The sequence below is a fragment of the Acetobacter sp. DsW_063 genome, assembly GCF_002153745.1.
GTDB lineage: Bacteria > Pseudomonadota > Alphaproteobacteria > Acetobacterales > Acetobacteraceae > Acetobacter.
Map to the genome: position 1 here is coordinate 35,424 of NZ_JOPL01000033.1, position 16,155 is coordinate 51,578.

At 60.2% G+C, this 16,155-nt stretch carries 15 protein-coding genes and 1 other RNA gene; 5 read left to right on the plus strand and 11 right to left on the minus strand.

The features are described 5' to 3' along the window. Positions 1–224: 224 nt before the first annotated feature. The gene (thyX, locus tag HK28_RS06680) at positions 225–1,133 is read right to left on the minus strand and encodes an FAD-dependent thymidylate synthase (protein WP_086643831.1); all 909 of its coding nucleotides are present in this window, start codon (positions 1,131–1,133) and stop codon (positions 225–227) included. A 153-nt stretch (positions 1,134–1,286) separates the two neighbouring features. Continuing rightward, positions 1,287–1,874 carry a Dabb family protein gene (locus HK28_RS06685; RefSeq protein ID WP_086643832.1) on the minus strand — a complete coding sequence of 196 codons (588 nt, stop codon included), beginning with the start codon at positions 1,872–1,874 and terminating at the stop codon, positions 1,287–1,289. Between the two features lie 120 nt (positions 1,875–1,994). Here HK28_RS06685 and ssrA point away from each other — a divergent pair. The 4 genes from ssrA (at position 1,995) to HK28_RS06705 (ending at position 5,385) form a co-directional block, all read left to right on the plus strand. Then, positions 1,995–2,328, plus strand: a transfer-messenger RNA (tmRNA) gene (gene ssrA / locus HK28_RS06690). 206 nt (positions 2,329–2,534) lie between these two features. Next, a complete protein-coding gene (locus HK28_RS06695) occupies positions 2,535–3,071 on the plus strand; it encodes an SspB family protein (RefSeq protein WP_086643833.1) in 537 nt (178 codons plus the stop codon). A gap of 54 nt (positions 3,072–3,125) precedes the next feature. Next, positions 3,126–4,814: a fumarate hydratase gene (locus HK28_RS06700; RefSeq protein WP_086643834.1), complete on the plus strand. Its 1,689-nt coding sequence runs from the start codon at positions 3,126–3,128 to the stop codon at positions 4,812–4,814. A 178-nt stretch (positions 4,815–4,992) separates the two neighbouring features. Continuing rightward, positions 4,993–5,385 carry a VOC family protein gene (locus tag HK28_RS06705; protein WP_026398851.1) on the plus strand — a complete coding sequence of 131 codons (393 nt, stop codon included), beginning with the start codon at positions 4,993–4,995 and terminating at the stop codon, positions 5,383–5,385. A gap of 55 nt (positions 5,386–5,440) precedes the next feature. On the opposite strand, the gene HK28_RS06710 is transcribed toward HK28_RS06705, so the two are convergent. The 5 genes from HK28_RS06710 to HK28_RS06725 form a co-directional block, all read right to left on the minus strand. Continuing rightward, positions 5,441–5,890, minus strand: a complete 450-nt coding sequence (locus HK28_RS06710) for a hypothetical protein (RefSeq protein ID WP_086643835.1) — start codon at positions 5,888–5,890, stop codon at positions 5,441–5,443. Then, complete coding sequence (locus HK28_RS13735; RefSeq protein WP_143217343.1) at positions 5,887–6,579, minus strand: hypothetical protein; 693 nt, start codon at positions 6,577–6,579, stop codon at positions 5,887–5,889. The genes HK28_RS06710 and HK28_RS13735 overlap by 4 nt, the downstream gene beginning before the upstream one ends. Beyond that, on the minus strand, positions 6,572–7,468 hold the full coding sequence (locus tag HK28_RS06715) for a DUF4123 domain-containing protein (protein ID WP_086643836.1): 897 nt from the start codon (positions 7,466–7,468) through the stop codon (positions 6,572–6,574). Before HK28_RS06715 ends, HK28_RS13735 begins: the two co-directional genes overlap by 8 nt. 147 nt (positions 7,469–7,615) lie before the next feature. Continuing rightward, complete coding sequence (gene tyrS / locus HK28_RS06720; RefSeq protein WP_086643837.1) at positions 7,616–8,893, minus strand: tyrosine--tRNA ligase; 1,278 nt, start codon at positions 8,891–8,893, stop codon at positions 7,616–7,618. Positions 8,894–8,975: 82 nt separating this feature from the next. Then, positions 8,976–9,641 carry an alpha/beta hydrolase gene (locus tag HK28_RS06725; RefSeq protein WP_026398848.1) on the minus strand — a complete coding sequence of 222 codons (666 nt, stop codon included), beginning with the start codon at positions 9,639–9,641 and terminating at the stop codon, positions 8,976–8,978. 601 nt (positions 9,642–10,242) lie between these two features. Here HK28_RS06725 and HK28_RS06730 point away from each other — a divergent pair. Then, positions 10,243–11,373 carry a cysteine desulfurase family protein gene (locus HK28_RS06730; protein ID WP_086643838.1) on the plus strand — a complete coding sequence of 377 codons (1,131 nt, stop codon included), beginning with the start codon at positions 10,243–10,245 and terminating at the stop codon, positions 11,371–11,373. Between the two features lie 249 nt (positions 11,374–11,622). On the opposite strand, the gene hpnK is transcribed toward HK28_RS06730, so the two are convergent. The 4 genes from hpnK to HK28_RS06750 all read right to left on the minus strand — a co-directional run bounded on the left by hpnK (position 11,623) and on the right by HK28_RS06750 (position 16,076). Then, on the minus strand, positions 11,623–12,468 hold the full coding sequence (gene hpnK / locus HK28_RS06735; RefSeq protein ID WP_086643839.1) for a hopanoid biosynthesis-associated protein HpnK: 846 nt from the start codon (positions 12,466–12,468) through the stop codon (positions 11,623–11,625). Positions 12,469–12,557: 89 nt separating this feature from the next. Next, on the minus strand, positions 12,558–13,982 hold the full coding sequence (gene hpnJ, locus HK28_RS06740; RefSeq protein ID WP_086643840.1) for a hopanoid biosynthesis associated radical SAM protein HpnJ: 1,425 nt from the start codon (positions 13,980–13,982) through the stop codon (positions 12,558–12,560). Between the two features lie 170 nt (positions 13,983–14,152). After that, positions 14,153–15,355 (minus strand): bacteriohopanetetrol glucosamine biosynthesis glycosyltransferase HpnI, encoded by a 1,203-nt coding sequence (gene hpnI, locus HK28_RS06745; RefSeq protein ID WP_086643841.1) that lies wholly within the window; start codon positions 15,353–15,355, stop codon positions 14,153–14,155. Positions 15,356–15,431: 76 nt separating this feature from the next. Next, positions 15,432–16,076: an ABC transporter substrate-binding protein gene (locus HK28_RS06750; protein WP_086643842.1), complete on the minus strand. Its 645-nt coding sequence runs from the start codon at positions 16,074–16,076 to the stop codon at positions 15,432–15,434. Positions 16,077–16,155 lie beyond the last annotated feature (79 nt).

Below are 16,155 nucleotides of genomic sequence, written 5' to 3' on the forward strand. Positions count from 1 at the left end.
GCTGCGCAGTGCGCATGCGGCGTCAGTGAGAGGTTTGCTCGCTGTGAAAGAGATCTTTCCAGTGAGCGGGGTGTGTTGGCGGCAGAAAAAATTCCATCGCGGCCCATATGACCACGAGGACTGCGGCGGCGATCACAAATGGCGTGAAGCTCGGCGGCCGGGGAGGGCGTGTCGGGCGACCGTCTTGCGGACCACCGCCCTTAGCCGTTCCCCAGGTCCCGCCGTCAGGCACGAATCGCAGCCTGAAATTCTTCCCACTCGCGTTTGCTCAGGCCGGACTCAGGCTGCGTCACCGCTTCGCCCGTCAGCATGCGACGCAGGACCGCGAGCATGGAAGCCGAGAATGTGAAGGCGCCGACGCGGTAGTCCTGAAACGCTTCCGCAGTGACGGGAACCCAGGCGCGAAGGATGTCGAGCATCGCTTCTGCGTAAGCGCGGATTTCGTACTGCGCGTGCGGGTCGATCCGCAGCGACAGGAAGTGCATCAGGTTGTGCAGATCGACCTTCCAGTACCACTGCGTGTAGGCGTTCAGCGTCAGGTTCATGCGCGCCAGTTCGCGGGCGAGCCCGGGGCCTTCGTCGGTGTCCAGCAGGTGTTCGTAGGTCCGGTAGCACCGGGCGGCGTCGTCGCGCAGAAGTTCCATCACCTGCTGCGCGGTCTCGGCGTCGAGTGTATCGCCACGTCCCTGACGGTTGCTGGCGCTCTGTGCCGCCATATGTTCGGGGGCGGGCAGGTAGAACTCGTTATCAAGGATCGAATAACGCGCCGAGTATTCGTTGACGTTGGCCGTGCGGTGCCGGATCCACTGCCGGGCGATGAAGATCGGCAGTTTGATGTGGAACTTGATCTCGCACATCTCGAACGGCGTCGAATGTCTGTGCCGCATGAGATAGCGGATCAGGCCGGAATCTTCAGAGACCTTCTTGGTGCCGCGTCCGTAGGACACGCGCGCCGCCTGAACGACCGCCGAATCGTCGCCCATGTAATCGATAACGCGGATGAAGCCGTGGTCGAGCACGGGGATCGCCGTGAACAGCTTTTCCTCGAGTGCGGGAACGGTTGGGCGGCGTGTGGGAGCCGAGGCCTGGGAGTGGGCTTCGATCTCGGCGCGTTGGGCGTCGGTCAGGGGCATGGCTGGTGGTCTGGCGCCTTCGAAAAAGGGATGGCGAGGATCGTTCGCATGCGCTGCGAGGCGGCGTGGCGACCTTCGTGTCGGGTGAAGACCTCTAGCACGCGGGACTCTGGATAGGAACGTGCGGGAGTGGCGCCGCGCAAGCGGCGGCCGTTACCGGCTGGGGTGGCCTCCGCTGAACGCCGCGAGCGTCGTTGTGGCGGACACCGGGAAGTCGAACACCACGACCTGTTGCAGCAGGGCGCCGACTTTTTGTTTGTAGCGCTCGTGCGCGGCGTCGAAGAACGCGGGATCGTTCACGATCGGTCGTCCTACATAAAAATTCCTGTCGCCCTGCGACTTGAACGTGACGAGGAACCCCAATTGGAGGCCTCGATCAACGCCTTCGCCGCTATCCTGCAGGCCTGTCTCGATCGACTGGACGACGGTCGAGCCGTTTGGGCGGCGGGACAGGCGGGCGAGGTCCAGAAACTCCTGAACGACCATCTTGCGTTGGGCGTCCGTGGCGCCCGGACGCAGTTCGAACATGACCATGTGCTTCACCGTTCCGGGACGAAAGTCGGGTGCAGTGAAGGCGACGAGGCCGACCTGATCGCGAAGCTGCTGCGCCGCCAGTGCGGCCGCGTCCGGTCTGGCCGTATGCGGTTGCTGGCTCGGCTGGGCGACGGCGCATTCGCCAGCCGGCGCCAGACAGATCGCCGCAAGCAGGACGGAGCGGCGGAGGAGTGGAAGATGCTTCATTGTGGGCCTCAGGGCGGTGGTCTGTCCGCGTATATTACGCGACGCGGCGGAGGCGGTTGGAAAAGCTCTGGTCACAAGAGGTTGCGCGCAGATCGCGTTGGCTCCGCTTTGGGATGGCGAGCGCTTGCGCGCGGTAGGGCGGACGCCTATATGTCGCCATGCAGGAGGAGTTTCGGCTCCTTGGCTATGGCGATAAACGGAACGTAGAATAAGCGTTGTGGACCCGGGGGCGGTACCCGGCGTCTCCACCATCTCCTCCAGCCCTTCGGGGCGGGGAAACATGGGGACGAAACAGGCTCGACACGCGTGGTAAAACCGTTCCTTTTGCCCGGCATTGTACCACCGTCATCGGGCTAAATCACAAGTGCCAACGATAACTCTGAGGTGCTCGCTGTCGCTGCATAAGCGATAAGCGCGGTTCGGGAGGGCACCGGGCAACAGAAGCCCTCCCACTTCAGTTTTCTTCACGACCCATGGCGGTTCTGGCGCGTTCACCCTTGCGTGACGACGCGTCGCCCAACGGCGCTTGCGTTCAGTTCCTGTTTGCCGCATCCCTCTTCCAGACGGGCTGGCGTCGGCATGTTGCGCCGCGCGCCCGAAAGACCGTCTCCGAAGCGCACGGCGTGAGGGGGACGCTTGTTAAAAACAGGGGCTTTTGCGATGGCCAGCGATCACGACGACACCGAGTTTGGCGGCGAACTGCCGGAAAGCCTCCTGCCTTACGAGGCATGGATGGAAGACGCTTATCGCGAGGTGATGTTGCGTGCGCTCGAACATGTGAGCCGGGAGGGGCTTGCGGGCGGCCACCATTTCTATGTGTCTTTCCGCACCGACTGGCCTGGTGTGGAGATTCCGGCCCGGCTCCGCGCCCAGTACCCGCATGAGATGACCATCGTGCTGCAGCATCAGTTCTGGGACCTTACGGTCGACAGGATCAAAAGTTGCGTCTCGGTTGGACTGTCTTTTGGCGGCGTCGGTTCGACGCTTGTGATCCCGGTAGCGGCGATTACGGGATTTGCGGACCCGCATATCCAGCTCTCCCTGCGTTTCACGACGCCGGACGAGCCGGAGGCGGCGGTGCCCGTGCTGGAAGAAACCCCCTCCGTTCAGGAGGAGCGGTCAGAGCCAGAACCCGACGCTTCTCCTGCGGTCGTAAGCCTCGACGCATTCCGCAAGAAGGGCCCGAATCAAGGCTGACGTATTCTGGCTGGCGTGGTCGTCGGTCGGAGCGCACGTCGGGAGACCGAGACAATGACTGTTCAGACCCCCGTCGCAAAAGCGCCGGATTCCTCCGTCGCCAAGGCTTCAGCGACACGGGATTTCGCCTACGCCCCTGTGTTCCAGCTCGGTAACGACGAAACGCCCTACCGTAAGCTTGACGTGAAAGGCGTGAGCACGCTGACGGTCGATGGTCGAACCGTCCTGCGCGTCGACCCTGCCGCCCTCGAGGCGCTTGCGACTGAGGCATTTAACGACATCGCGCACCTGCTGCGACCGGGACATCTGGAATCGCTGACCCGAATCTTGAAAGATCCGGAAGCGTCGGACAACGACAAGTTCGTGGCGCTCGATCTTCTCAAGAACGCCTGCATTTCCGCTGGCGGCGCGCTGCCTATGTGCCAGGACACCGGAACGGCGATTGTCGTCGGCAAAAAAGGCCAGCGGGTGTGGGTGGAAGGCAATGACGAGGAAGCGCTTTCGCGCGGCGTCTACAACACCTACACCGGCACCGCTTTGCGCTATTCCCAGATGGCGCCGCTGACGATTTTCGAAGAAAAAAACACCGGCACCAATCTGCCCGTGCAGGTGGACATCGCGGCCAATCCCGGCACCTATCATCCCGAGCAGTATGATTTCCTGTTCGTCGCCAAGGGCGGCGGGTCAGCCAACAAGACGTTCCTGTTCCAGGAAACGCGAGCGTTGATCTCAAGCAAGGAAAACCTGCTCAAATGGCTTGAGACGAAGCTGAAGACGCTCGGCACGTCCGCCTGTCCGCCCTATCACCTCGCCATTGTTCTGGGCGGTCTGTCGGCCGAGCAGACGCTCAAGACGGTCAAGATGGCCTCGACCCATTATTACGATTCGCTTCCGCGCGAAGGCAACGAGAACGCTCAAGCCTTCCGTGACGAGGCGATGGAAGCCGAAGTGTTGAAGATGACCCAGAAACTGGGCATCGGCGCGCAGTTCGGCGGTAAATATTTCTGCCATGACGTCCGCGTCATCCGCCTGCCGCGCCACGGCGCGTCCTTTCCAGTTGGCATCGGCGTGTCTTGCTCGGCAGATCGTCAGGCCAAGGCGTATATCAGCGCCGAGGGCGTGTTCCTCGAACAGCTTGAGCGTGATCCGGCCCGCTTCCTGCCGGAAACGACGGATGAGCACCTCGGCGGCGACGTCGTAAAGATCGACCTGAACCGCCCGATGGACGAAATCCGTGCGGAACTGTCGAAGCATCCGGTCAAGACGCGTCTCGCTTTGACGGGAACGGTTGTCGTGGCGCGCGACATCGCCCACGCCAAGTTCAAGGAACGTCTGGATCGGGGCGAGGGCCTGCCTCAGTACCTGAAGGACCACCCGGTCTATTATGCGGGCCCTGCGAAGACGCCCGTAGGCATGCCGACCGGCTCCTTCGGCCCGACCACGGCAGGGCGCATGGATTCCTACGTCAACGACCTGCAGAAGGCCGGGGGCTCGTTCGTCATGCTGGCGAAGGGCAATCGCTCCAAGGCCGTCAAGGACGCCTGCCAGAGCTATGGCGGCTTCTATCTGGGTTCCGTCGGCGGCCCGGCTGCGCGTCTGGCGCAGGATTGCATCCGCAAGGTCGAGGTTCTGGAATACCCCGAGCTTGGCATGGAGGCCGTCTGGAAGATCGAGGTCGAGGATTTCCCGGCTTTCATCGTCATCGACGACAAGGGCAACGACTTCTACGCTGGCCTGACCTGACGCAGGCATGATCCGGATCCCTCGGGGCAATGTCCCGAGGGGCTTGCATTCCTCCCGGTTTATGCCCCCATAAAGACAGTGGCGCGGTCCCTCCATCCTTTGGGGCCGTGCGGTCGCAACGCGCGCCGGGCTTCGCTCCAGCAAGGTTGTGGTCCCTCTTGTGGAAGGTGCTCGTGGAATGCGTTTTACCGTCGATCGTCTCGATCATATTGTGCTGACGGTTCGCGACGTCGAAATCTCGGCGTCATGGTACCAGCGCGTTCTGGGGATGGAGCGCGAGGAATACGGGCGCCACAACCGCACCGCCCTGAAATTCGGCGGGCAGAAGATCAATCTGCGTCCCGAGGGGATGGAGGGGTGGGAGACCGCCGAATACTCCACCTGCGGCGCCAACGATTTGTGTTTCGTGGCCGCCGTTCGCAGCGAAGAAATCATCGAGCATTTGCGCAAATGCGGCGTCGAGGTGGTGGAAGGCCCCGTGGCGCGCCTTGGAGCGCTAGGGCCGATCACGTCGGTTTACTGCCGCGATCCGGATCGGAATCTGGTGGAGATTTCTTCGTATCAAGGGTGAGGAAGCTGTGAGAAGACTCTCGAAAACTTAGAACAACCTGGATTGGTATTTGTCTTTAAACGATGTTTCTGGCGACGCTTCGTAGGAAAGTAAGATACTTCTTGTCTTCGCCATGAAAAATTTCAATTCCGCCGCCCATATAGGCTCGCATTAATTCATCGGCGGCATGGTCTTTTTGATCAAGATCGAAGAGAGACTGTCCATAACGAAGATGAAGAAATGGGTTACCCAACCCCCCCGGGCAAGTCATAGCGTAGGCTAGGGCCTCAGTAGCTGACGTGTTGTACCCAGCCAAGAAGCAGGAGTCAGCTATGGCCGCCAGAATCCAGGTTGAGGCCTCCCAAGTATTTTTGGGGTCAGGAACAAGCCGCCAGGCAGCGTCGTATTGGTCGAGGGCCTCGTCAAAAAGGGCGGCTTTAGCTAAATCATCTCCCTTTTTGCACAGGGACTTTATTCTTTCGTAGAGATCGTCAGGAAGTTCTCCTGTTATTTCTGGTTGGATCATTTTTTGCGTTTTCCTGTTCCAAAGCTGGGTGGCGATGTGGATACTTTTTTGTAAGTGTCGTCAGAGCCAAATGAAGCGCCATCGCTGGAGTTCAGTGGACCGTACTCGAAGTGATAATGGTAAGGGTTTAGCATGAAACGGCGAACCTCAGGAGATTTTTCTCCATATTGGTAGTATTTATTATTCCATTGTTTTACTGCGGCAAAATCTTCGTTCCCTACTTTTCTGTGCCCCATATGAATTTTTTTATTTAAAGGCAACCAGTTATATTCGCCATTTTGGGTTGTCTGAACGTGGACTTGAACATTTTCTCTTAAAAATTTTGTTGTGTTCGACGATTTTTTATTCTTCAACGCTCCTTCTGTCGCACGTAATGCTAAAATTTCATCTTTGGACGCTTTTTTGTATTCCGTGCCGCTTTTTACTCTTATTTTACCCTCATGTGCGCTGCGCTCTAATAGATCGAGCCCAGTTCGTGAGTATTTCCCAGGAGTGGCTCCTACACACCGCTCGCGGGCGCTCTTTTGAGATTTCCCCGGCTCAGTACCTATATTTTCATGACGTTTATTTGTTGAAGCTGCGCAGTCTGTTGATGTGGCTCCGGCCTCGCCTGAACTTGGTGCGGCTCTTTTGCGCGTCGAAGGCGTATAAGTTGGATCGGAATCCGAGACGCTAGCGCGTTTACCCATTAGCGGAAATCCGTGGCGGCTTGCCTTGTAATGATTCGTCCTGATTCATCAAAACGCGCAATCTAGCATCCGCGTAAGGTCCGCACAGGAATTTTTGAGTTTCCTGTTGATGGGTAATCTCTCCGTTGGAGATGAGCCATAACTTTGAATAGTATCCGAAACCCTCTTCTGTTGATGCGCCCAAATTTCGTGCTTCAAGTTCTCGCTGTTTCACAAAATTTATGAGCTCCATATTGGTCATAGACTCAGTTGCAAGCGGCTGATCAAGACGTAGCCACTCAGCAATTTTTTTTCTCGATCGATCCAGAAGGTCATTTGAAATTCCTTCCAGCTGATCGCTGGTAAAGCACAAAGCGCCAAGCGTGGGCGAGGGCCAATTGTCTCTACATTTGGCCTCGAATACGCCCTCTGGTGCATCGAGTAGAAGAGATTTGGCGGGACCAAGCAACCGAGCCCTTTGAGATGCCTTCATTGCAGGCATCGTAATCGCGACAGTCGCCGGATCAAAATGACGGAACACGTGCATCTCCGTCTTCGGCCCGCCTGGCTTCTGCTCTTCTTCGGGAACAGGCAGCCGCACCATTGTCAGGCTCCGTAGGTGCCGGTAGAACGCCATCTCCTCGACGCCGGGCGCGTTCCAGAATACGCCGCCCGTCGTAATGTCAGGTAAGGATAGCAGCAATTCCAGCCGGTCGCGCGGCGCCATGATGTATTGTGGGCTGGTGCGTTGGATCTCCCGATCGGTCTGCTCAAGGAACAGGGATCGAGGTTTGAAGCCCGCATTTTTCAGCAGCGAGGGAAGGTCGTCAAACAACGCACCGTCGAACGCCACGGGAACGGGTGCGTCCGGCCAGTCAAACAGTCGCTTGCGAAATTCCTCAGGGACCAAGGCTTCCTCTCCATCGTCAATTTTATCTTAAGAATAAGACGACGATGAAGAAAAGCGGAGTTTCACGACCGGCAGGGCCGATTCATGAAACTTCGTTGAAATGACGATGGAAACGTCGAGAGAGGATTTGCGTTACGCTTGCAACAATCAGGCGTCGCTTCGCACCAGCACATGGTGCTTCTTACCAGAAGACAGCTTGATCGCGCCGTCGACCGCATCGGCCAAGGAGACGGTTTGTCCCTCGTCCGTAACCGTCACGTCATTGACGCGCGCGCCGCCGCCACGAATCAGGCGCCGCGCCTCGCCGTTGCTTGCGACCAGACCGGCCTCCGCAAAAATACGAAAGGCGGGAATGCCTTCGGCAAGGTCGGCGTGAGGAAGCGTGCACGTCGGCAGGGTGTCCACATGTTGCCCGGCCTCAAACACGCGGCGTGCGGTCTCGGCGGCTTCCTCGGCCGCAGCGCGCCCGTGACACAGGGCGGTTGCTTCCGTGGCGAGGATTTTCTTGGCCTCGTTGATCCCGGCGCCGTTTGCTGCGGCGAGACGATCGCACTCCTCCACCGGCAGATCAGTGAAGAGCTTGAGGAAGCGGCCGACATCTGCATCTTCCGTGTTGCGCCAGAACTGCCAGTATTCGAACACGGGCAGCCGCTCCGCCGACAGCCACACGGCGCCCTTGGCGGATTTGCCCATCTTGGCGCCGGACGACGTGGTCAGCAGCGGCGCGGTCAAGCCGAAGACCTGCTTGCCGTCCGTGCGGCGGACAAGATCGATGCCGGAGACGATGTTGCCCCACTGATCGGACCCGCCCATCTGCAGGCTGACGCCGAAGCGTCGGTTCAGTTCTCGGAAATCAAAAGACTGCAAAATGGAATAGTTGAACTCGAGGAACGTCAGGCCTTGCTCGCGCTCGAGACGCGATCTCACGGAATCGAAAGACAGCATACGATTGACCGAGAAATGCACGCCGACTTCACGAAGCAATTCGATATAGGGAAGGCGGTCGAGCCAATCGGCGTTGTTGGCGAGAGCGGCGTCAGAAGAGTCCTCGCCGAAAGTCATGAACTGCCGCAGGTTTTTCTCAATTCCGGCTATGTTCGTTGCGATAGTCTCTTCGCTCATCAGTGAGCGGGCTTCTTCGCGGAAGGATGGATCGCCGATTTTCGCCGTTCCGCCGCCAAGGAGTGCGACTGGACGGTGGCCGTGTTTCTGCAACAGGCGCAGCAACATGATTTGCGTCGCCGAGCCAACGTGCAGGCTGTCAGCGGTGGGATCGAAGCCGATATAGCCTGTGACCGGGCCAGCCAACATGGCGGTGTCGAGCGCGTCGACGTCAGTGCACTGATAGAGGAACCCGCGCGCGGTGGCTTCCTGCAGAAATGGGCTGCGGAGCGTGGCGGTGGATAATGCTTCGGGCTGGGTCATCTCAGTCTGGTCCTGATCGTCTGGCGCGGGGAGGTCTACCACGCCAGACGATCAGGAGAAACCGCCGCTGCCCGAAGGAGTGTCAGTCGGCGGCCAGCGGCATCGCGCGACGCGCCATGACTGTGCCTACATGGTCTTCAAGCGCATCGGTGACCTGCTCCGCCTGATTGGCGAAGATGTGGTCGGCCTCAGGGAAAATTCGATAATCGACAGTGACGTTCTTCTGAGTGTTCAGCTTGTCGACCAGCTTGTGGATGGCTGGTTCCGGCGCCATGTCGTCCTTGCCGCCAGCAATCATCAGACCGCCGCAGGGACAGGGGGCAAGGAAGCCGAAATCATAATGAGCGGCCGGGGGCGCGACGCTGATCCAGCCGGTGACTTCCGGGCGACGCATCAGAAGCTGCATGCCGACGAACGCGCCGAACGAATACCCTGCGATCCACAGCGCGCTGGAGTTCGGGTTGACTGCCTGCATCCAGTCAAGGGCCGCAGCTGCGTCCGAAATTTCGCCGATGCCGCCGTCATAGCGTCCCTGCGAACGCCCTACGCCACGCGAATTGTAGCGCATGACGGAGAAACCCATTTTCTCGAACGAGCGGTACATCGCGTAAGTGATGCGGTTGTTCATCGTCCCGCCATGCAGCGGGTGGGGGTGCAGAACCAGCGCCAGTGGCGCATTGGGCTCGCTGGAGTGGTGGTAACGTCCCTCTAGGCGGCCGTCGGGGCCGGCGAACATAACCTCAGGCATTATGGTTCCACGATTTCTGGTGGCCGTCCCTGGGCATGACGGTCGCCGTGTTAAAGGTGGTCGCCGAACGGGTGACGATGCCTCGCCGATCCGTCGGGTTCGAATGTAAAGTCACGAAACTTGATCTCTTTGCGGCGGCGCGGCGAAAGCGTAGCTCCGCACTGCATGACCGCTCAAAGACACTCGCCATTCCCTATTTGGGGCCGGGCTTACGTTGCGCGAGATGCTTATTCAACAGGGGAGATCTGCGCGCGATGCGCCGCCTCTCGCTGTTTCCATCACGCAGGGAGGTCACCCGGCCGGATCGCCTGGCAACGAGCGGCGCGGGCGAGCCTTGCTTGCGTGGCGCGTCGTAAGCTTCATGGATGGTAAGAAGGAGGTTGACTCGAACGCACGAACGTCCATGAAAGGTACTCCTCCTTGGCGCCGCACCCGGCGTCTCGCCACTTGTTAAGGTTCTTCAAGAGCGCCTTTTGTTTGCGCCAAATCGTGGCTTCGAAGCAACATATATCTGCGAGTTCACGGTAATGGCTACAGAAAACGTACAAAAGCGTGAGAGAGGGGCGGGCGGACAGGTGCCTATCTCGTCCGTGCGGCGGTCGTGAGCTTCACGCCGAAAGCGCCGTCATCGGGTCTTTACCTCGACGCTAATGCGTCTGAGCCTGTACGCCCGGAAGCCTTGGAGGCAATGGTCGAAGGCGCGGAAATCACAGGAAATCCCAGCTCTCTGCACCGGGCGGGGCGCGCTGCGCGTGCGGCGCTGGACCACAGTCGCCGTCTGGTGGCGGAGCGTTTTGGAGCGTCCGCCGAGAACTGTGTGTTCACTTCCGGGGGGACTGAGGCGAACCTGTTGGCGGTGCGTGGTCTTGGAGCGGGCCGGACGCTTCTGGTTGGCGCCACCGAGCACGACGCCATCCGCCGCGCGTTAGACGACTCCACTTTGTGCACGATTCCCGTCCTCCGGGACGGAACCCTGGACCTCGAAGTATTGGAGGCGCGCTTAAGCGAAGTTGGTCAACATGGCGCGCTCGTTTGCGCCATGCTGGCCAATAACGAGACCGGCGTATTGCACCCGATGTCCGAGATAACGTCGCTTTGTCGACGATACGGCGCACGTCTTCATGTGGATGCCGTACAGGCGGCGGGCAGACTGACGTTTGACCTCGGGTCTTTGGGGGCGGACAGCCTTGCGATTTCGGGACATAAGTTCGGCGGCCCAAAAGGCGCCGGGGCGCTGCTGCTTGCGGGCGAAGGGGCGGTGTCTTTAGCGCCGGTACAGGCTGGTGGGGGGCAGGAACGTGGCCGTCGCGGTGGCACGCCAGCTCTTCCCGCTATCATGGGTATGGCAGCGGCGCTTGATGCTGCGTCGACGCGTCCCAGAGACCTTGCGCCCCTCCGCGACGCCATCGAGATTGCTGCGCGAGCGGTCGGTGCAACCGTCTGTGGCGACGGAACTCCTCGTCTGGGCAATACGACCTCTTTGGCATTGTCCGGGATCAGGAGCGAGTCGCAGTTGATCGCGCTTGATCTGGACGGGGTCTGCGTGTCGGCAGGATCCGCGTGTTCCTCAGGAAAAGTGGCGACGTCGCATGTTCTGGAGGCGATGGGGCTGGGCGATCTCGCCGGATGTGCGGTACGTGTCTCGCTGCCCTGGAACACGCCGGATGATTGTGCGGAGATTTTCAACGCGGCTTACGCGCGTCTCGTTTCACGGCGACGTCGCGACGGATAGTGAACGCAGAAAGAAGGCTCGTGTCCCGGAAATCGCCGTAACATGTATCGATTTGAAACACGTCGTGGTTGGGGTGGCTCTATCGGTTGCGCTTGCTTGCGCAAAGACGTCGGCGCTCCGTACCCGGCTTTCGCTCGTCTCGTTGAATCCGGTCGTTCAGCACGCAAAGGCGTCCACCACGCTGCGTTATTCAGAACCTGCCGCGCATAATTCCGTTTAAGTTGTCCGATATGCTGATCCGGCAACGCCTCAATAAAGATCGTTCCAGCCGATTAGGCGCGTGCAGGAGTGGGCCAGCCCGGCGCGGAAACCGGGGCTGCACAGGGCGGCCAGTTCCGCTTCATGTTCATAGTCGGGCATCAGCCGGCTTATCAGCGCATTTTTGCTCGTGGCGGGATGAAAATAGATTTCCGACACGCCTTCCGGCAAATGCGCGGCCAGGGCCGCCACGCGGCTTGGGGTCATATGTCCGCTCCATGCGAGGCCGAAGCACCAGTCGTTGGTGATCATGCCTGCTTCGCGGGCTTGATGTCGAAGCAGTGCAGTCCAGCGGCGTAGCGCCGCGTCGCCCAGAGTGTCGGTATAAATCCCGGCCGCGTAGAGCGGCTCTAACGGCTCCAATGGCACGCGCACCGCTTGCAGGCCGAATTTCTTGCCGATCTCGATCAGCAATGCCCCGACGGTGGGATGGAGATGCATATGTTTGTGGGCGTTGGCGTGGTCCAGGCGTAGGCCAGTGCTTCGAAACGCCTCAAATTGCGCAGCGATCTCGGCGGCGAGTTCGCGCCTGACAGATGGACGGAAGAAATACTCCACCCCCAGACGAAGCTGGTCGGACGGGAATTGCCCGTCCTGAGCTACCAGCAGAGGGATGTCGGCGGGCGGCAGCGTCGCCGGTCCTTCGATCGCCACCAGATGGAGGCCGACGCGAAGATCTGGCAGTCGGCGTGCGCGTTCGACCGCGTCGTCGAACGCCGGGCCTGCGACCATCAGGCTGGCTGTGGACAGCAGACCGTCGCGATGAGCGATTTCGATTGCTTCGTTGACCTCGGCCGAAAGGCCGAAATCGTCAGCGGAAATGATGGCGCGCTTCATAATTTAGCGGCGCGTGAGGTGAGGGCGTCGGCCCGCCCGCCGCCGGCTCTTTCGTGCCGGAAAGCGGCCGGTGGTCGGCGTCCCCCGCATCAGGCCGCGCGGCGGTCGCGCAGGAAGTGGAAGAACTCCACGCCCTCGCGCAGGCGGCGCTTCATCATCTGCGGGCTGCGCACCATCTCGTTGACGATCGACGCGATCTTCGGCGCGCGGAAATAGAACTTCCGGTAGAATTCATCGACGCTGTTGAAGATTTCGGTGTGCGACAGATGCGGATAGTGCAGGGGCGCCATCTGCACGCCGTTCTCGTCGATCAGTTCGGCGTGGGACTCATCAAGCCAGCCGTTCTCGGTCGCCTGCTTATGCAGGGCGGTGCCAGGATACGGCGCGGCGAGGGAGACCTGCAGCGTGTGCGGGTTGATCTCGGTCGCGAACTTGATCGTTTCTTGGATCGTCTCTTTCGTCTCGCCGGGCAGGCCGACGATGAAGGTGCCGTGAATCTTGATGCCGAGTTCGTGGCAATTCTTGGTGAACTCGCGGGCGACCTCGACGCGCATGCCCTTCTTGATGTTGTGAAGGATTTGCTGGTTGCCGCTCTCATAGCCGACCAGCAGCAGACGCAGGCCGTTGTCCTTCAAGACTTCAAGCGTCTTGCGGGGAACGTTCGCCTTGGCGTTGCACGACCACGTGACGCCCATCTTGCCGAGTTCCTTCGCGATCGCCTCGGCGCGCGGCAGGTCGTCGGTGAAGGTGTCGTCGTCGAAGAAGAATTCCTTCACCTGCGGGAAATACTGCTTCGCAAGACGGATTTCGGCGGCGACGTGCTGCGGGCTGCGGGTGCGGTAGTTATGGCCGCCGACCGTCTGCGGCCACAGGCAGAACGTGCAGCGCGATTTGCATCCGCGACCCGTGTAGATCGAGATGTACGGATGCATCAGATAGCCGATGAAATAATCTTCGATCCGAAGGTCGCGCTTGTAGACCTCCGTTACGAACGGAAGGCTGTCCATGTTCTCGATCATGGCGCGGTCGCGGTTGTTGACGATCACGCCTTCGCTGTTGCGCCAGGAAATGCCGTCAATATCCTTGAAATCCCGGCCTTCGGCGACGTCTTTGATGGTGAAATCGAATTCATTGCGTGCGACGAAATCGACAGGCGAGGCCTTCAGCAGGCTTTCTTCCGCCTGAACCGCGACCTTCGCGCCGACCATGCCAATCTTCAGGTTAGGATTGGCGTCTTTTAACATTTGCGCCACCTGCACGTCCTTCGCGAAGGACGGAGTGGAGGTGTGCAGGACGACCAGATCGCGATTCTTCACGTCGGCGAGAATCGGCTCCATGCCCATGCGCGCGGGGGGCGCGTCGATCAGGCGGCTGCCCTCGACCAATGCTGCAGGCTGGGCCAGCCATGTCGGATACCAGAAAGACTTGATCTCTCGCTTGGCCTGATACCGGGAGCCGGCGCCGCCGTCGAAGCCGTCGAATGACGGGGGTTGCAGAAACAGGGTCTTCATCATGGCGGGCGGTCCTTGCCGAATTGGAGCCAAAGCGAGTGGCGGAGATAGGGTAGTCGCCGGAAAATGGGGTCGCGACGACACTGACTCAATACCGGAGGCGCTTGCATAGCGGTTTCGGGTATCGCTGTCATGCCGCAGGGAAAAACGACCCGATGCGGGAGACGCTGCTTCTAGTCCCCCGTGGATATAGGAGGGGGAATTGCGTTGACGGGAGAAGCGTGGGCCGGTCCCGCGACGTGCCCGGAAACATGCATGGTGTGTCCGCGCCAATCGACCCGCGTGCCGGTCATGCTGCTCGCCATGATAATCGCCGAGAGCCAGTCGCGCGGCGCGAGCAGCAACAAGGGAACGAGTGAGCGTTGACCGACGCAGCGATCCATGACGAACGCAGCGACGGCGCGGAAGCCGTAGCACCAGAGAAACAGGATGAAGGGCCAGGATGCGTGCGGCTGCAGCACGACGGCCAGCGTGAGCCACAGAAGGGGCAACTGAATCGACGATGCGAGATAGCCAACCGGCGCCAACGCCCGCACCGTGCGTCCCCACCGAAGCTCATGGCTGTACAGCGCTGGCAGGCTGTCTTCCGCGATAGTCGTCCAGGTCATGCAGCCTGCGATGGCGATATCCTGACCCTGCGCCCGAACGAGACGTCCCAGCACCGCGTCGTCCGCCACATGCGCGACCAGCGCATCCAGGCCGCCGACCCGGTCGAGCATGGACCGAGTGAGAGCCATCGTTGCGCCAAGGCAATCCTGGCGTCCCAGATACCGGGATAGCAACACGCCCGGCAGGAAATTGTGGTTGATCTGACAGGCCGACAACAGTCGCGGTAGTGCATTGCTGGCGGGTAGCCCGGCATAAAGAGTCGTCACCAGGCCGACATTAGGCGTCTGGAACGCAAGGACGACCTGTCGGAGATAATCTGGTCCGACATGGATGTCGGAGTCCGAGATGACCAAAATTTCATGCTTCGCGTGAGGAAGCATGTTGATCAGATTGCTGACTTTTCGGTTTTCTCCATGAAGCGCGCCGTTGACGACGAGGCTCATGTCGACGCTGGGATGGCGAGCCTGCAGACGTCGGACCAGTTCAATGGCCGGATCGTTGGCGCGCTGGACGCCGAATACGATTTGCATCGCGGGATAATCCTGCGTGCAGAAGCTTTCCAGCGCTTCATCCAGCAGTGGCTCGTCGCCATGCAGCGGCTTGAGAATCGTAACCGGCGGGAAACCGGAAGGCTGTTGCCGCCGCCGCTCGCGCGCGCAGAAACGCGCGACGAGCGTGGTTCCCAGCGCGGCCTGCACGCACCCGGCCAACCCGAGCGCTGCGCTTCCGATTGCGGCGGCCTGAAGGACCGAAAACGCGCCGGTCATGCGGGCGCGGCATCCCGCGGCGCGTTTTGCAGTGTGTGCTGGTCCGGTGAGTGATGCGGCCGGCGCATAATGGGGTTCAGTCCTCGGAGAAACTTTTGACCTTGCGGTTCAACACATCGACCAGCCCGTTGACGCCGCCAGAGGCGAGGGTGGAGCCGAAATCCGCGCGTTGCGCCGCCGCCTGACTAATATGCCCCTCCAGCAGAACGTCAACGATCTTCCACGAGCCAGCTTCGGGTCTGACGACATAGTCGACCTCCGTTCCAGGCATGTTGTCTTCCGAGCCGATATGCGTCGTGACGATTTTTTCGCCGCCGATCGGAGAAGGGCGGGAGCCGGGGGCGAGTGTGAACCGTGCGCCTGAGCCGCGTTTGAAGTTCGATAGATAACGGGCGACGGTGTATTGGCGGAACGTCGCGAGCAATGTTTGCTTCTCCTGATCGGAGAGCTGCATGTAGCGCGCCGCGCCGATGGACGAACGCAGCACGGCTTCGAGGTCGTAAGTCTGATCGATCACCGGCGCCAACGTCTGCATACGTGCGTCGAATGCGCCTGAGTTTTTTTGCTGAATCTTGTCCAGCGCCTGGTCCAGCGCGGCTACTGGCGCTGTTTCGTCGACTGCCGCTTGTGCGCGGGTGGCGCCAAGGCCGAAGGAGACAGTGATGGCCAACGCCGCTGCTGTGGACAGGGCGCGACGCGCGGTCGGACGGATATCGATCATCAATTGGCTCCTGAAACCGTTTTCTGGGCGACGCTCTGGGTTATGTTTGAGTTTATACCGAGAGCGTTGAGTGCGGTTT

What these genes read in the sequence shown, in the direction of transcription:
- thyX (WP_086643831.1), bottom strand. Translation starts at nt 1,133, where the DNA reads ATGCCCCTGACCGACGCCCAACGCGCCGAGATCGAAGCCCACTCCCAG.
- HK28_RS06685 (WP_086643832.1), bottom strand. Translation starts at nt 1,874, where the DNA reads ATGAAGCATCTTCCACTCCTCCGCCGCTCCGTCCTGCTTGCGGCGATC.
- HK28_RS06695 (WP_086643833.1), top strand. Translation starts at nt 2,535, where the DNA reads ATGGCCAGCGATCACGACGACACCGAGTTTGGCGGCGAACTGCCGGAA.
- HK28_RS06700 (WP_086643834.1), top strand. Translation starts at nt 3,126, where the DNA reads ATGACTGTTCAGACCCCCGTCGCAAAAGCGCCGGATTCCTCCGTCGCC.
- HK28_RS06705 (WP_026398851.1), top strand. Translation starts at nt 4,993, where the DNA reads ATGCGTTTTACCGTCGATCGTCTCGATCATATTGTGCTGACGGTTCGC.
- HK28_RS06710 (WP_086643835.1), bottom strand. Translation starts at nt 5,890, where the DNA reads ATGATCCAACCAGAAATAACAGGAGAACTTCCTGACGATCTCTACGAA.
- HK28_RS13735 (WP_143217343.1), bottom strand. Translation starts at nt 6,579, where the DNA reads ATGGGTAAACGCGCTAGCGTCTCGGATTCCGATCCAACTTATACGCCT.
- tyrS (WP_086643837.1), bottom strand. Translation starts at nt 8,893, where the DNA reads ATGACCCAGCCCGAAGCATTATCCACCGCCACGCTCCGCAGCCCATTT.
- HK28_RS06725 (WP_026398848.1), bottom strand. Translation starts at nt 9,641, where the DNA reads ATGCCTGAGGTTATGTTCGCCGGCCCCGACGGCCGCCTAGAGGGACGT.
- hpnK (WP_086643839.1), bottom strand. Translation starts at nt 12,468, where the DNA reads ATGAAGCGCGCCATCATTTCCGCTGACGATTTCGGCCTTTCGGCCGAG.
- hpnJ (WP_086643840.1), bottom strand. Translation starts at nt 13,982, where the DNA reads ATGATGAAGACCCTGTTTCTGCAACCCCCGTCATTCGACGGCTTCGAC.
- hpnI (WP_086643841.1), bottom strand. Translation starts at nt 15,355, where the DNA reads ATGACCGGCGCGTTTTCGGTCCTTCAGGCCGCCGCAATCGGAAGCGCA.
- HK28_RS06750 (WP_086643842.1), bottom strand. Translation starts at nt 16,076, where the DNA reads ATGATCGATATCCGTCCGACCGCGCGTCGCGCCCTGTCCACAGCAGCG.